Here is a 15,137-nt window from a genome sequence, read left to right as displayed (position 1 = left end):
TCCCCGATGCGATTGTCCGACCTCATCGACGTCCCCGCCGACGCCGACCCGGCGGCCTTGGCAGCGGAGGTCACCGGCTTCGCCATTGACCATCGCAAGGTCGCGCCGGGCACGGTGTTCGGCGCCTTCCGCGGCTCGGCCCGAAACGGCGAGGATTTCATTCCGGACGCCATCGCCGGCGGTGCGGTGGCGGTGATCGCCCGGCCGGAGGCGACGGTCGACGGCGCGCTGCACATCGCCGATGCCGAGCCGCGCCAGCGTTTCGCCGCCGTCGCCGCCCGCTTCTTCGCCCCCTATCCGGAGGTGATGGCCGCGGTCACCGGGACCAATGGCAAGACCTCGACGGTCGAGATGACCCGCCAGCTGTGGCGCATGGCGGGCCAGCGCTCGGCCTCGGTCGGGACGCTTGGGGTGACCACCGCCGACGACCAGGTGAAGACCGGGCTGACCACGCCTGACATCGTCACCTTCCTCAGCAACATGTCGGGGCTGAAGAAGCTCGGCATCAGCCATGTCGCCTATGAGGCGTCGAGCCACGGTCTCGACCAGTATCGCAGCGAGGGCCCGAAGGTCGCCGCCGCCGCCTTCACCAACTTTTCCCGCGATCACCTCGACTATCATGGCACGATGGGGGCCTATTTCGAGGCCAAGATGCGCCTGTTCGACGAAGTGGTTGCGGACGATGGCGCGGTGGTGGTGTGGACTGCCGATCCGAAAAGCGCCGACGTGATCGCGCGCGCCCGCCGCCGCGGCCTCAGGTTGCTGACGGTCGGGCCGGGTGGCGAGACGATCGATCTCAAGCGCCAGACGCCGAGCCCGCTGGGGCAGACCCTCGTGCTCGGCCATGGCGGCAAGGACTATACGCTCAAGCTGCCGCTGATCGGCGCCTACCAGGCGGCGAACGTGCTGGTTTCGGCCGGACTCGTGCTGGCGACGGGCGGCACGTGGGCGCAGACGCTGGCGGGCTGCGCACGGCTGAGCCCGGTGCGCGGGCGGCTCGAGCGGGCGGTGATCACGCGCGCCGGCGCGCCAGTCTATGTCGATTACGCCCATACGGCCGATGCGCTGGAAGCCGCGATCGCCGCGCTCCGGCCGCATGTGGAAGGCCGGCTGATCACCCTGTTCGGTGCCGGCGGCGACCGCGACCAGGGCAAGCGGCCGGAGATGGGCCGGGTGGCGGCCGCGGGCAGCGATCTGGTCATCGTCACCGACGACAATCCGCGTACCGAGGACCCGGCCGCCATCCGCCGCGCCGTGCTCGAAGGAGCGCCGGGCGCGCGGGAGATCGGCGGGCGCCGCGAAGCCATCGCTGCCGCCATCGCCGAAGCGCGTGACGGCGACATCGTGCTGCTCGCCGGCAAGGGACATGAGACGGTGCAGGTGATCGGGAACAAGGCGATGCCGTTCGACGACGCGCAGGTCGCGCGGGAGGTGACGGCGTGAGCGCGCCCCTCTGGACCAGCGCCGAGATCGAAGCCGCCACCGGCGGCACCGCCACCGCGCCCTTCGAAGTCACCGGGATCACCTTCGACAGCCGCGAGGTGGAGCCGGGCTGGCTGTTCGTCGCCATGCCGGGCACCGTCGCCGACGGCCACGATTTCATCGCCAGAGCGCAGGAGCGGGGCGCCGCCGCCTCTCTGGTCAGCCGTCCCGTCGACGGTCCGCACCTGCTGGTCGCGGACGTGCCCGCGGCCCTCGAGGCGCTCGCCAGGGCCAGCCGTGCGCGGATGCAGGGCAAGGTGCTCGGGGTCACCGGCTCGGTCGGCAAGACGAGCACCAAGGAAGCGCTCGCCGCCGCGCTTGCCCGCCGCTATCCGGGGCGGGTCCACCGATCGCTGAAGAGCTACAACAATCACACCGGGGTCCCCTTGAGCCTCGCCCGGATGCCGCGCGACAGCATCTATGGCGTGTTCGAGATGGGCATGAACAACGAGGGCGAGATCCGCGCGCTGACCGCCCTCGTCCGCCCGCACATCGCGCTGATCACCGCCATCGCCCCCGCGCACATCGAGAACCTCGGGTCGATGGAGGCGATCGCCGACGCCAAGTCCGAGATCTTCGAGAGCCTGGAGCCGGGCGGCACGGCGATCATCCCAAACGACACGCCCTACCGCGACCGCATCCTCCGCGCCGCGCGGCGCCATGCCGAGACCATCCTCACCTTCGGCTCGGGCGATGCGGACATCACCGCGCTGCATGCGGTCCGCAGCGACGCTGGCGGGAGCCTCGTCACCGCTCGGCTGGCAAGCGCCGACCTCACCTACAATATCGCCCAGCCCGGCGATCACTGGGTGTCGAACAGCCTTGCCGTGCTCGCCGCGGTCGAGGCGGCCGGGGCCGATCTTGCCGCCGCCGGTCTCGCGCTCGGCGACATGGGTGGGCTGAAGGGCCGGGGCGAGCGCCACCGGATCGCGGTCGCCGGCGGCACCGCGCTGCTCATCGACGAAAGCTACAATGCCAATCCCGCCAGCATGGCCGCGACTCTGCGCAGCCTCGCCGACGAGAAGATCGAGGGCCGCCGCCTCGCCGTGCTCGGCACCATGCTGGAGCTTGGCGAGCATAGCGACGACGCCCATGCCGGGCTTGCGCCCGCGGTGATCGCGGCGGGTGTTGCCGAACTGATCCTGGTCGGCGAAGCGACCCGGCCGCTGGCGGACGCCATCGGCGACGGGCTGCCCGTGACGATGGTCGCGAACGCCGCCGAGGCGACCGACGCGCTGCTGGCTCGGCTCGGCCCGGGCGATGCGGTGCTTGTGAAGGCGTCCAACGGCATAGGCCTTGCTTCCCTGGTGGAGCGGGTGGCAGGGGGCGCCGCGACATGCTCTACCTGATTGCGGAATATCTCGGCTTTCCGGGCCTTCTGAACCTCGTTCGCTACATCAGCTTCCGGGCCGGCGCGGCGACGGCGACGGCGCTCGCCATCGGGCTGCTGCTCGGCCCCTGGTTCATCAACTGGCTGCGGGTCCGACAAGGCAAGGGCCAGCCGATCCGCGCCGACGGTCCGCAGAGCCATCTCGCCAAGCGCGGCACGCCGACCATGGGCGGGCTGCTCATCCTCGTGTCGATGACCATCGCCTGCCTGCTGTGGATGGACCTGCGGAGCCCCTATGTCTGGGCCTGCCTGCTGGTCACCGGCGGCTTTGGCGCGATCGGCTTCCTCGACGATTACGACAAGGTGAAGAAGGCCCATCACGCCGGCATCCCCGGCAAGGTGCGGCTGGCGCTCGAATTCCTTATCGCCGGATTTGCCACCTGGCTGATGGTGCGCGTGTCGGGGACGAACCTCTACCTTCCGTTCGTCCAGGGCCCGGTGATGGACATCGGCTGGTTCTACGTCGTCTTTGGCGCCTTCGTCATCGTCGCCTTCGGCAATGCGGTGAACCTGACTGATGGCCTCGACGGCCTTGCCACCATGCCGGTGGTGATCGCCGCGCTCGCCTTCACCCTCATCGTCTATCTGTGCGGCGACGCGCGCTTTGCGCCCTATCTCGGCATTCCGCACGTGCCGGGCGTCGGCGACGTCACCGTGCTGCTGCTGGCCATTGTCGGCGCCTGCCTCGCCTTCCTGTGGTTCAACGCGCCCCCGGCCGCCGTCTTCATGGGCGACACCGGCAGCCTTGCGCTGGGCGGAGCGCTTGGCGCCGTGGCGGTCGCGGCGCATCACGAGTTCGTGCTGGCGCTGATCGGCGGACTGTTCGTGGTCGAGGCGATGTCCGTCATCGTCCAGGTCGCCGTCTACAAGCGCACCGGCCGCCGGGTATTCCTGATGGCCCCCATCCACCACCATTTCGAGCACAAGGGCTGGAGCGAGCCGACGGTGGTAATCCGATTCTGGATCATCGCCTTCGTGCTGGCGCTGGCCGGGCTCTCGACCCTCAAGCTCAGGTGATCACGGCCAGGGCCTGGGCGGGCAAGCATTACGCCGTCTACGGCCTCGCGCGGTCGGGACAAGCGGCCGTGCGCGCGCTGCTGGCTAGCGGGGCGCGGGTGACGGCGTGGGACGAGAAGGAGGAGGCGCGGGAGGGACTTCGAACCTCCCTGTCGCGAAGCAATGGGGAGGTGGCAGCGCGAAGCGCGGACGGAGGGGCCAGCGGCGCTGCGGACGGCCCCTCCACCACTCAGCCTTCGGCTGAGCGATCCCCCTCCCCATCGCTTCGCGACGGAGAGGTTCTGGAGATCGCGCCCCTAGACGACCTCACCCGGTTCGACAGCCTCGTCGTCTCGCCGGGCGTGCCGCTCAACACACATCCGCTCGCCGCCCGCGCCCGCGAGGCGGGGGTGGAGATCATCGGCGACATCGAGCTGTTCGCCCGCGCCCGGGCCGAGCTTCCGCCGCACAAGGTGGTCGGAATCACCGGGACCAACGGCAAGAGCACCACGACCGCGTTGGTCCACCACATCCTCGACACCGCTGAAATTCCTACGGCAATGGGCGGCAACATCGGGCTGCCGATCCTTGCGCAGGACCCGCTGCAGAAAGGCGGGGTCTATGTGCTGGAGCTGTCGAGCTACCAGATCGACCTGACGCAGAGCCTCGATTGCGACGTCGCGGTGCTGCTCAACATCACGCCCGATCACCTCGACCGCTACGACAGCTTCGAGGCTTATGGTCGCTCCAAGCTGCGGCTGTTCGCGATGCAGTCGCCGGGGCGACCGGCGGTGATCGGCGACCCCAATGGACCCGAGGAAGATCAGATCGGCAACTTCCTCGACGATCTCGTCGCCGAGGGGCGGGGCCTTTCCGAACATCAGGTGCTGGTCGATACGGTCTGGGATCGCGGCGTGAGCTTTTCGGCGGGCGCGCTTTATCTCGACGGCCGCCGAGTCACGCCGCAAGCCGACTGGCCGGCGCTGCAAGGCCCGCACAACGCCTGGAACGCGTGCGTCGCCTTTGTCGCCAGCCAGCTGGCTGGCGCGGACCTCGGCGCGATCGTTGAAGGCCTGATGAGCTACCCTGGCTTGCCCCACCGCATGGAGCGTGTGCGGGAGCTGAATGGCACGCTGTTCGTCAACGACAGCAAGGCCACCAACGCCGAAGCCGCCGCTCCTGCGCTCGCCGCTTATCCGCGCATCCGCTGGATCGTCGGTGGGCAGGCGAAGACCAAATCACTCGGGCAGACCGCCGATCACCTCGCCAACGTCGCCCACGCCTACACCATCGGCGAGGCGGGGCCGATGTTCGCCGATCTGCTCGAAGCGCGCGGAGTCGCGGTCACCCGCGCGGAAACGCTGGAAAATGCGGTGAAATGCGCGGCGGAGGATTCACTTCCCGGCGAGACGGTTCTACTCTCCCCGGCCTGCGCTTCCTTCGACCAGTTTCGTGATTTCGAGGCACGCGGGGACGCCTTCCGGCGGATTGTGGGGGACCTGTGAATCTGAAGCTCGCCAAGGCTTTCCCGATCGACACGTCGAATCGCTATGGCCGCGCCGACCGCTCGGCGCTCGGCCGCTGGTTCTGGGAGATCGACCGGGTCCTGCTGGTGCTCGTCGCGGTGCTGATCGCGGTCGGGCTGGTCGCCGTCGCCGCCGCCTCGCCGGCCGCCGCGCAGCGCTATTCGGGAGGCGCCGTCACCTTCCCGCCGCTCTATCATTTCTACCGTCAGCTGGTCTGGCTGGCGCTCTCCGTGCCGGTGATGATCTTCATCTCCATGTTGCCCCGCGAGCAGCTGAAGCGCCTGTGCGCGCTCGGCGCCGCCATCTGCATCGGCATGATGATCCTGATCCCGGTTATCGGCCAGGAAGTGAACGGGGCGAAACGCTGGATCGGCCTCGGCTTCACCCAGCTGCAGCCGTCCGAATTCCTCAAGCCCTTCTTCATCGTCACGGTCGCCTGGCTCCTCAGCCTCAAGGAGAAGGACCGCGGCCTGCCGGTGATGATGCTGTCGGCGGCGCTGACCGGCCTCGTTGCCGTGCTGCTGATGCTTCAGCCCGACTTCGGCTCGACCATCATCTTCGGCGCGGTCTGGGTCGCGATGATCGCCATCGCCGGTGCCAACCTCCGCCTGCTCGCCGGCATGGCCATCGGCGGGATCGTCGGCGTGATCCTCGCCTATTTCTTCTATGACGTGGCGACGGTCCGGATCGACGGCTTCCTGTTTGGCGAGGGCGACAATTTCCAGGTCGAGAACGCCATGCGCACGCTGACCGCCGGCGGCCTGCTCGGCATGGGTCCGGGCGGCGGCACCCGCAAGTTCCACCTCCCCGAGCCGCACACCGACTATATCTTCTCGGTCATCGGCGAGGAGTTCGGGCTGATCGCCTGCATGGCCATCGCCGCCATCTACTGCGCGATCGTCGTGCGCGTGCTGGTCAAGCTGCTCGACGAGGACGAGCCCTTCGCCATCCTCGCCGCCGCCGGCCTCGCCGCCCAGTTCGGGTTGCAGGCGCTGATCAACATGGCGGTCAACGTCCAGCTCGCCCCGTCCAAGGGCATGACCCTGCCGTTCATTTCCTACGGCGGAAGCTCGATGCTGGCGCTGTCGATCGGCATGGGGCTGCTGCTCGCCTTCACCCGCCGAAACCCCTATCTGAAGCGCTCGCCCTATGTCGTGACCTGGAGCGGGGAGCGCGCCGCCACATGAACTTCGTCCTTGCCGCCGGGGGTACCGGCGGACACATGATCCCGGCCCATGCGCTCGCCGCCGAGCTGAAGGCGCGCGGGCATGGCGTCTTGCTCATCACCGACGCGCGCGGCGCGAAGATCCCCGGCCTGTTCGAGGACGTGCCAGTGCATGTCCTGCCCGCCGGCCGCCTGACCAGGACACCGTGGGGCATGCTGAAGGCGCTGCGCTCGGTGATGGCCGGGCGGCGCGAAGCCAAGGCCATCTACCGCCGGCATCGGCCCGACGCCGTGATCGGCTTCGGCGGCTATCCCGCCTTCCCCTCGCTGCTGGCGGCCTCCTCGCTCGGCATCCCGACCGTCCTGCACGAGCAGAATGCCGTGCTCGGCCGGGTCAACCGCCTGCTCGCGGGCGAAGCCAGGGCGATCGCTACCGCCTATGAGCAGGTCGACCGGCTCAAGCCCGCGCACCGCGACAAGGTGGTGCTGGTCGGCAATCCCGTGCGGGAGAGCATCGTGCGGCTCGGCGAGCTGCCCTTTCCGGCGTTCGACGATGTCGCGCCGCTGAAGCTGCTCGTGACTGGCGGAAGCCAGGGCGCGACGGTGCTGGGCGAGGTGGTGCCGAACGGTCTCGGCGCGCTTGCCGACTCCCTCCGCCACCGGCTGCAGGTCGTCCAGCAATGCCGCGCCGACGACATCGACCGGGTGCGCGAGACCTATCGCACGCTCGGCATCCCGGCCGAGCTGTCGACCTATCTCCAGGACATGGACGCCAAGCTTGGCGAGTGCCACCTGATGATCGGCCGTGCCGGCGCCTCGACCATCGCGGAACTGACCGCCGCCGGGCGTCCCGCCATTCTCATCCCGCTGCCGATCGCCACCGACGACCACCAGACCGCCAACGCCCGCGAGCTGGCACGGGCCGGCGGGGCGCGGATGATCCCGCAGAGCCAGTTCAAGCCGGAGACGCTCGCCCGCCAGATTGAGGCGCTGGCCGACGATCCCGAGGCGCTCGCCAATGCCGCCGGCCGCTCGCTGTCGGTCGGCCGCCCGCATGCCGCGCGCGACCTCGCCGACCTTGTCGAGCGGGTCGGCAACGGCGAGGCCCCGACCATGGTCGGCAAGGCCGTCACCAGGCCCGAGCCCGTGCTTGGCCTCGCCCCCGCCGGAGCCGCCGCATGAAGGCGCTTGGCCGCGACATCGGCACCATCCATTTCGTCGGCATCGGCGGCATCGGCATGTCCGGCATCGCCGAGGTCATGCACCACCTCGGCTACAAGGTGCAGGGCTCGGACCAGGCGGAAAGCTACGTCACCGAAGGGCTGCGCAAGGCCGGCATCCCGGTGATGATCGGCCAGGATGCCGACAATCTCGGCGACGCCGCCGTGGTCGTCTGCTCGACTGCCATCCGCGCCGACAATCCCGAGGTCCAGGCCGCCGCGACACGCCGCCTGCCACGCGTCCGCCGCGCCGAAATGCTCGCCGAGCTGATGCGGATGCAGAATACGGTCGCGGTCGCCGGCACCCACGGCAAGACGACCACGACCTCGATGATCGCGGCGCTGCTCGATGCCGGCGGGCTCGACCCGACCGTCATCAACGGCGGGATCATCAACGCCTATGGCTCCAACGCCCGCCTCGGCAAGGGCGACTGGATGGTGGTCGAGGCCGACGAGAGCGACGGCAGCTTCCTCCGCCTCGACGGCACCATCGCGGTCGTCACCAACATCGATCCCGAGCATCTCGACCATTACGGCAGCTTCGACCGGGCCAAGGACGCATTCGTCGAATTCGTCGAGAACGTGCCCTTCTACGGCCTCGCCGTCATGTGCATCGACCATCCCGAGGTCGCCAACCTCTTGAGCCGGATCAAGGACCGGCGGGTCGTCACCTACGGCTTCTCCGCCGCCGCCGACCTCCGCGCCGAGAATGTGGTGACGGAAGCCGGCATGGTCCGGTTCGACGCGCTGGTGCTGGAGCGCTCGGGCGAGCGGCGGCGGATCGAGGGGATCAGCCTTCCGATGCCCGGTCGGCACAATGTCCAGAATGCGCTGGCGGCCGTCGCGGTCGGCCTGGAGCTCGGCCTTGCCGACGAGGTGATCGCCCGCGGCTTCGAGCGGTTCGGCGGGGTCAAGCGCCGCTTCACCCGGGTCGGCGACGTGGGTGGCACGATCATCATCGACGATTATGCCCACCATCCGGTCGAGATCCGCGCCGTCCTCTCCGCCGCCCGCGACGCCAGTGCGGGCCGCGTCGTCGCCGTCGTCCAGCCGCACCGCTTCACCCGCCTGCGCGACCTGATGGAGGATTTCGCCAACGCCTTCGTCGAGGCCGACGCGGTGCTGGTCGCGCCCGTCTATGCCGCCGGCGAGGAGCCGATCGAGGGCGTCGACGCCGCCGCGCTGGCCGAGGGCATCCGCGCGCACGGCCACCGCATGGTCCAGACCGTCAGCGGTGCCGGCGACCTCGCCCGGACGCTCCGCGACCTTGCCGCCGACGGCGACCTCGTCATCTGCATGGGCGCGGGCGACATCACCAAATGGGCGGCGGGCCTCGCCGACGCGATCCGGCAGGAACGGAACGGGAAATCCTCTCCCCTCCCGCGTGCGGGAGAAGTCGGGGGAGGGCCTGCATGAGCACGTCCACATATTCCCTCCTCCCGCAAACGGGAGCGGAGCCCATCCGCGGCCGCCTCACCTCGCGCGCTCCCCTCGCGCCGCTCGTCTGGTTCAAGTCCGGCGGACCGGCCGAGACCCTGTTCGAGCCCGCCGACGTCGCCGACCTCCAGGCTTTCCTGAGCGCACTCGACCCGGCGGCGCCGGTGATGGCGCTCGGTCTCGGCTCCAACCTCATCGTCCGCGACGGCGGCGTGCCCGGCGCGGTGATCCGCCTCGGCAAGCCGTTCGCCAGCGTCGAGCGGCTGGACGAGGTCACGCTGAGATGCGGTGGCGGCGCGTCCGGCATCCTCGTTTCCTCTTCGGCCCGGGACGCTGGTATCGGCGGGATCGAGTTCCTTCGCTCCATCCCCGGCACCGTCGGCGGCTTCGTCCGCATGAACGGCGGCGCCTACGGCCGCGAGGTCAAGGACATCCTCGTCGAGGCGGACGTCGTCCTCCGCTCGGGCGAACTGGTCACCCTCACCAATGCCGAACTCGGCTACACCTACCGCCACAGCGCACTGCCCGCCGGCGCCACCGTGGTCTCCGCCACCTTCCGCGGTACACCGGCCGAACCCGATGCCGTGCAGGCCGAAATGGACCGCATCGCCGCCGCCCGCGAAGCCTCGCAGCCGCTGCGTTCCAAGACCGGCGGATCGACCTTCAAGAACCCGCTTCCGAAGAAGGCGTGGGAAGTGATCGACGCCGCCGGCTGCCGTGGCCTGACCATCGGCGACGCGCAGGTCAGCGAGAAACATTGCAACTTCCTCCTCAACCTCGGTAGCGCGACCAGCGCGGACATCGAGGCGTTGGGCGAGGAAGTCCGCAGCCGGGTCCGCGCGCACAGTGGGACCGAGCTCGAATGGGAAATCCAGCGCGTGGGAGTAGGGCGTTGAGCGCTGAGAATCTGAACCGCGACATCCATGTCGTCGTCCTGATGGGCGGCTGGTCGTCGGAACGCGAAGTGTCGCTGATGAGCGGCAAGGGCGTGGCGGGGGCGCTGCGCGAGCGTGGCTGGTCGAACGTGACCGAGGTCGACATGGACCGCAACGTCGGCCGCGTGATCGAGGAGCTTCGCCCCGACATCGTCTTCAACGCGCTCCACGGCCATCCCGGCGAGGACGGCACGGTGCAGGGCATGCTCGACCTGATGGGCATCCGCTACACCCATTCGGGCGTGACCACCTCGGCCATCGCCATCGACAAGGAGCTGACCAAGCTGCTGCTGGTCCCCGCCGGCGTGCGCATGCCCAAGGGCACGATGGTCCGGTCCGAAAGCCTGTTCTCGGGCGACCCGATCGCGCGACCCTATGTGCTGAAGCCGGTCAACGAAGGCTCGTCGGTCGGTGTCGCCATCGTCACCGACGGCAGCAATTACGGCAACCCGATCGGCCGCGACACGAAGGGCCCTTGGAACGACTTCGACGAATTGCTCGCCGAGCCGTTCATCCGCGGACGCGAGCTGACCGTCGCGGTGCTCGGCGACGAGGCGCTCTGCGTTACCGAACTCAAGCCCCACAACGACTTCTACGACTTCGAAGCCAAATATACCGACGGCGTGACCCAGCATATCTGCCCGGCGCAAGTGCCCGACGACATCGCGCAGGCGATGCTCGACATGGCGCTGACCGCCCATCGGGCGCTCGGCTGCAAGGGCGCCAGCCGGTCCGACTTCCGCTGGGACGACGAGCAGGGCGAGGCGGGCCTCTACCTGCTCGAGGTCAACACCCAGCCCGGCATGACACCGCTCAGCCTGGTGCCGGAGCAGGCACGGCAGCGCGGAATCTCCTATGGCGAACTGGTCGAGCGTCTGATCGCGGAAGCTCTGGTGGACGGGAAGGCGCCTTGAACGCACAGGCGATCCGGCGGCCGACGGCGGCCAAGGGGAGGGGCAGGGGCAAGGCCTCGTCGCGCAAGGCGCCGGCGCGCGCCGCCTCGCCGTGGCCCGAGGGCAGCGGCCGACTGGCGCGTTATGCCTTCCTGGCGCTGGTCGCCGTGATGGTCATCGTCGCGCTGATCGCGCTCGACCTTCCCGCCAAGGCGCTCCGCGCCACCGGCGCCGCCACCGGCGAAGCCGGCTTCAAGGTCGCCAGCTACCAGATCGAAGGGCTCCGCAACATGGATCGCCGCAAGGTGGATGCGGTGGTCACCGACGAGCTTCGCCGCGCCGCCGAGGAAGCCCCGGTCGGCATCGACGAGCCGGCGCAGGCCCTCGTCGATCTCGACCTCATCCGCGAGAACCTGTTGCAGTTCGGCTGGGTCAAGGACGCCCGCGTGTCGCGCCGCCTGCCCGACGGGCTGGTCGTCGACATCATCGAACGCACTCCCGCCGCCGTCTGGCAGCAGCAGGGCCGGCTCAGCCTGATCGACGGCGACGGCGTGGTGCTCGACGCGGTCCGGGTCGACAGGATGCCCGACCTGCCCTTGCTGATCGGGCCGGGCGCCAACCGGCAGGCCGTCCAGCTCAAGCGCATGATCGACAGCGTGCCCACCCTGAAGCCCCAGCTCGCCTCCGCCACCTGGATCGGCGGCCGGCGCTGGGACCTGACCTTCGCGACCGGCGAGAATGTATCGCTGCCCGAGGGGGAGGCCGCCGCGGCGAAGGCGCTTCAGCGCTTCGCCAAGATGGACCGCTCGGTCGGCCTGCTTGGCCGTGACATGATCCGCTTCGATTTGCGCGTGCCGGGCAAGATGATCGTGCGGGTGCCGCCCGGCGCCACCCCGCCGCCCGCCGGCCTCACCCCCGAGGCCACCAACTGATGGCCACGCGCGACGCGCCGCAGCTGATCGGCGCCCTCGACATCGGTTCCTCCAAGGTTTCGGCGCTCGTCTGCACGCTGGACGAGGAGGGCCGTCCGCGCGTCCTCGGCACCGGCCAGCGCCAGAGCCGGGGCGTGAAGCGCGGTTTCGTGACCGATATGGAGGCGACCGAGGTCGCGGTCCGCGAGGCGGTCGAGCAGGCCGAGCGGATGAGCGGCCAGACCATCGACGACGTGTGGGCCAGCTATGGCGCGGGCGGTCTCAGCAGCGACCTTGCCACCGTCGAGGTCGAGATCGGCGGCCACCAGGTCGAACCGTCGGACGTCGAGGAGCTGCTGCATTCGGGCCGTCAGGCGGTCGATCGGCCGGGGCAGGTGGTGCTCCACGCCAATCCGGCGCTCTACACCATCGACGACATCGAGGGCGTCCGCTCGCCGATCGGCATGCACGCCAGCCGGCTGGGCGTCGACATCCATGTCATCGCTGCCGACGAGGCGCCGCTGCGCAACGTCGACCTCACCATTCGCCAGGCCCATCTCGGAGTCCACGCCATCGTCGCTTCGCCGGTCGCGGCGGCGCTCGCCTGCCTGTCGCCCGAAGAGCGCGACCTCGGGGTGGCGCTGATCGAACTGGGCGCGGAAGTCACCAACGTGTCGCTCCATGCCGGCGGCATGCTGGTCGGGCTGCGCTCCATCCCGCTCGGCGCCAAGGACATCACCGACGACATCGCCGCCGCCTTCGGGGTCCGCCGCCGCGATGCCGAGCGGATCAAATGCTTTCACGGTTCGGCGATGACGAGCCCGCGCGACAATCACGAGGTGGTCGAGGCGCTCCCGATCGGTTCGGAGGATGGCGCCGAGCCGCTGCGCATCAGCCGCGCGCAGCTGATGACCGTCATCCGGCAGCGGGTCGAGCGGACCACCGCCGAGGTGGAGAACGCGCTCAAGGACATGGGCTTCGTCAAGCCGGTCGGCGGGCAGGTGGTGCTGACCGGCGGCGGCGCCGACCTCAAGAACATCGCCGACTACATGCAGGGCGTGCTCGGCCGCGCCGTCCGGGTCGGGCGTCCGCGCGCGATCACCGGCCTTCCCGATGCGCACAGCGGCCCGGCCTTCGCGTCGCTGGTCGGCCTCGCCATGCTGGCCTCGTCGGGGCAGGGCGGCGACATCCGCGACCTTGCCTTGCCGACACGCAAGGCGGGGCCGCAGGCGGGCGGGCTGTTCGGCCGCTTCATGTCGGCGATCCGCGGGCGGGCCTGACGGTCGGCGACGCCGCTCGGGCCGCGCCGCGCACATGACGCCCTTGCTCCTTGATAAGTAGGATCTGGCATGTTGTGGTGCCGCAGGTGCCCGGACCGCACCCCTCTCCCTCGCCGCCTCGGACCGCCGCCGTTCCGGCCCGCCCGGCGCGGAACTGGACGAAGTGGACGCTATGCCTTTTTTGCGGGCCTGCACCGTCCCACTGCGGGACGCATGAGTCCCTCCCGCCACGTCTCATCGGAAAAGATGCACCGATATTAACTTTTCCGCTTGTGCCGCGGAGTCGGGTGAATCATAGATTCATCCTTACAAGTTCAACGCGTTGATGAGCGGGGGTCCCAGCCACATGAGCATCGATTTCGTCCGGCCGGCAGTCGACGAGCTGAAGCCGCGCATCACCGTCATCGGTGTCGGCGGCGCCGGCGGCAATGCCATCGCCAACATGATCAGGGCCGACGTCCAGGGCGTCGACTTCCTGGTCGCCAACACCGACGCGCAGGCGCTCAACGCCTCGCTCGCCGATCGCCGCATCCAGCTCGGCTCCAAGATCACGCAGGGCCTCGGGGCCGGTGCGCGTCCGGAGATCGGCCGCGCCGCCGCCGAAGAGGCGATGGAGGATATCGAGCGGGCGCTCGAAGGGGCACACATGTGCTTCATCGCCGCCGGCATGGGCGGCGGCACCGGCACCGGCGCCGCTCCGGTGATGGCCAAGGCCGCCCGCGACAAGGGCATCCTGACTGTTGGCGTGGTGACCAAGCCGTTTGCGTTCGAGGGCAATCGCCGTACCCGCGCCGCGGAGGCCGGCATTGCCGAGCTTCAGCAGCATGTCGACACGCTGATCGTCATCCCGAACCAGAATCTGTTCCGGCTCGCCAATTCGGACACGACCTTCAAGGAAGCGTTCCAGATGGCGGACGAGGTCCTCCAGCAGGGCGTCCGCGGGATCACCGACCTGATGGTCATGCCCGGCCTCATCAACCTCGACTTCGCCGACGTTCGCTCGGTGATGGGTGAGATGGGCAAGGCGATGATGGGCACCGGCGAAGCGTCGGGCGACAATCGCGCGATCGAGGCGGCCGAGAAGGCTATTTCGAACCCGCTGCTCGACGGCGTCAGCATGAAGGGCGCCAAGGGCGTCATCATCTCCATCACCGGCGGCGAGGACATGCGCCTGATGGAGGTCGACGAGGCCGCCAGCCACATCAAGGAGCTGGTCGACCCCGACGCCAACATCATCTGGGGTTCGGCCTTCAACAACGACCTCGACGGCAAGATCCGCGTCTCGGTCGTCGCCACCGGCATCGAGGCGGAAGAGGCGACCAAGCCGGTCACCTCGGCCTCGGCCTCGGCCTCGACCGCGTCGAGCAAGGTGTTCGCCTTCCCGCGGACCACCGCCACGGCGACCCCGGCCGCGACCACCGCGACTCCGATCGCTCCGGTCGCCAAGGCGCCCGAGCCGCTCGACCTTGGCGATTCCGACGAGCTTCTGCTCGACAGCGAGGACATCCTGACCAGCCCGGTCGGCACTCCGCCGATCGCTCCGCCGGTCGACGAGGATGTCGCGCCCGCCAGGACGGCCACCGCATCGGGTACCCTGTTCGAACGCATGAGCTCGATGGCCCGCGCCGGCGGCAAGATCGAGGAAGAGCCGACGCCGAGCCTCCGCCGCGAGCCGCTCGACATCCCGCGCTTCCTCAACCGCCAGGGTAATCAGTAAGCTGGTTTCCCCCCGCCGGGGGAAGCGACGGCTGCAGGGCAGCCGGCAGAAGGGGCCTGGTCCAGTTACCAGGCCCCTTCGTCGTGCCTGCGGCATGCCACCTCCCGTTCGCAGGGAGGAAGCTGTTTCAACTCGTCCCCTCCACCCCACGCCTCATCGCCCGGCACCCTTCCGGTCAGCGGCGG

The 15,137-nt window shown here is 69.4% G+C and carries 12 protein-coding genes; all 12 read left to right on the top strand.

The annotated features are described in order from the left end of the window. Positions 1–6 precede the first annotated feature (6 nt). The 12 genes from JOY29_RS07075 to ftsZ all read left to right on the top strand — a co-directional run bounded on the left by JOY29_RS07075 (position 7) and on the right by ftsZ (position 14,952). Positions 7–1,443 (top strand): UDP-N-acetylmuramoyl-L-alanyl-D-glutamate--2,6-diaminopimelate ligase, encoded by a 1,437-nt coding sequence (locus tag JOY29_RS07075; protein WP_300972820.1) that lies wholly within the window; start codon positions 7–9, stop codon positions 1,441–1,443. Then, positions 1,440–2,831, top strand: coding sequence for a UDP-N-acetylmuramoyl-tripeptide--D-alanyl-D-alanine ligase (gene murF / locus JOY29_RS07070; protein ID WP_300972819.1), 1,392 nt, complete (start codon positions 1,440–1,442; stop codon positions 2,829–2,831). Before JOY29_RS07075 ends, murF begins: the two co-directional genes overlap by 4 nt. Further along, positions 2,819–3,889 carry a phospho-N-acetylmuramoyl-pentapeptide-transferase gene (gene mraY / locus JOY29_RS07065; protein ID WP_300972818.1) on the top strand — a complete coding sequence of 357 codons (1,071 nt, stop codon included), beginning with the start codon at positions 2,819–2,821 and terminating at the stop codon, positions 3,887–3,889. The genes murF and mraY overlap by 13 nt, the downstream gene beginning before the upstream one ends. Beyond that, on the top strand, positions 3,886–5,373 hold the full coding sequence (gene murD, locus JOY29_RS07060) for a UDP-N-acetylmuramoyl-L-alanine--D-glutamate ligase (RefSeq protein WP_300972817.1): 1,488 nt from the start codon (positions 3,886–3,888) through the stop codon (positions 5,371–5,373). The genes mraY and murD overlap by 4 nt, the downstream gene beginning before the upstream one ends. Continuing rightward, entirely contained in the window at positions 5,370–6,581 is a 1,212-nt protein-coding gene (locus JOY29_RS07055) for an FtsW/RodA/SpoVE family cell cycle protein (protein ID WP_300972816.1), read from the top strand. Before murD ends, JOY29_RS07055 begins: the two co-directional genes overlap by 4 nt. Next, entirely contained in the window at positions 6,578–7,741 is a 1,164-nt protein-coding gene (murG, locus tag JOY29_RS07050; protein ID WP_300972814.1) for an undecaprenyldiphospho-muramoylpentapeptide beta-N-acetylglucosaminyltransferase, read from the top strand. The genes JOY29_RS07055 and murG overlap by 4 nt, the downstream gene beginning before the upstream one ends. After that, positions 7,738–9,195, top strand: a complete 1,458-nt coding sequence (murC, locus tag JOY29_RS07045) for a UDP-N-acetylmuramate--L-alanine ligase (RefSeq protein WP_300972813.1) — start codon at positions 7,738–7,740, stop codon at positions 9,193–9,195. The genes murG and murC overlap by 4 nt, the downstream gene beginning before the upstream one ends. Further along, positions 9,192–10,112 carry a UDP-N-acetylmuramate dehydrogenase gene (gene murB / locus JOY29_RS07040; RefSeq protein WP_300972812.1) on the top strand — a complete coding sequence of 307 codons (921 nt, stop codon included), beginning with the start codon at positions 9,192–9,194 and terminating at the stop codon, positions 10,110–10,112. The genes murC and murB overlap by 4 nt, the downstream gene beginning before the upstream one ends. An 11-nt stretch (positions 10,113–10,123) precedes the next feature. Then, on the top strand, positions 10,124–11,065 hold the full coding sequence (locus tag JOY29_RS07035; protein WP_300975497.1) for a D-alanine--D-alanine ligase: 942 nt from the start codon (positions 10,124–10,126) through the stop codon (positions 11,063–11,065). Next, positions 11,062–11,976: a cell division protein FtsQ/DivIB gene (locus tag JOY29_RS07030; protein WP_300972811.1), complete on the top strand. Its 915-nt coding sequence runs from the start codon at positions 11,062–11,064 to the stop codon at positions 11,974–11,976. Before JOY29_RS07035 ends, JOY29_RS07030 begins: the two co-directional genes overlap by 4 nt. Continuing rightward, on the top strand, positions 11,976–13,235 hold the full coding sequence (gene ftsA, locus JOY29_RS07025; RefSeq protein WP_300972810.1) for a cell division protein FtsA: 1,260 nt from the start codon (positions 11,976–11,978) through the stop codon (positions 13,233–13,235). Before JOY29_RS07030 ends, ftsA begins: the two co-directional genes overlap by 1 nt. Positions 13,236–13,581: 346 nt before the next feature. Continuing rightward, positions 13,582–14,952 (top strand): cell division protein FtsZ, encoded by a 1,371-nt coding sequence (gene ftsZ / locus JOY29_RS07020; protein ID WP_300975462.1) that lies wholly within the window; start codon positions 13,582–13,584, stop codon positions 14,950–14,952. Positions 14,953–15,137: the final 185 nt, after the last annotated feature.

The organism is Sphingomonas sp. LHG3406-1 (assembly GCF_029637485.1).
Lineage (GTDB): Bacteria > Pseudomonadota > Alphaproteobacteria > Sphingomonadales > Sphingomonadaceae > Sphingomicrobium.
The sequence above is the reverse complement of the archived record's forward strand: the minus strand, read 5'-3'. Positions and strand labels throughout refer to the sequence as shown.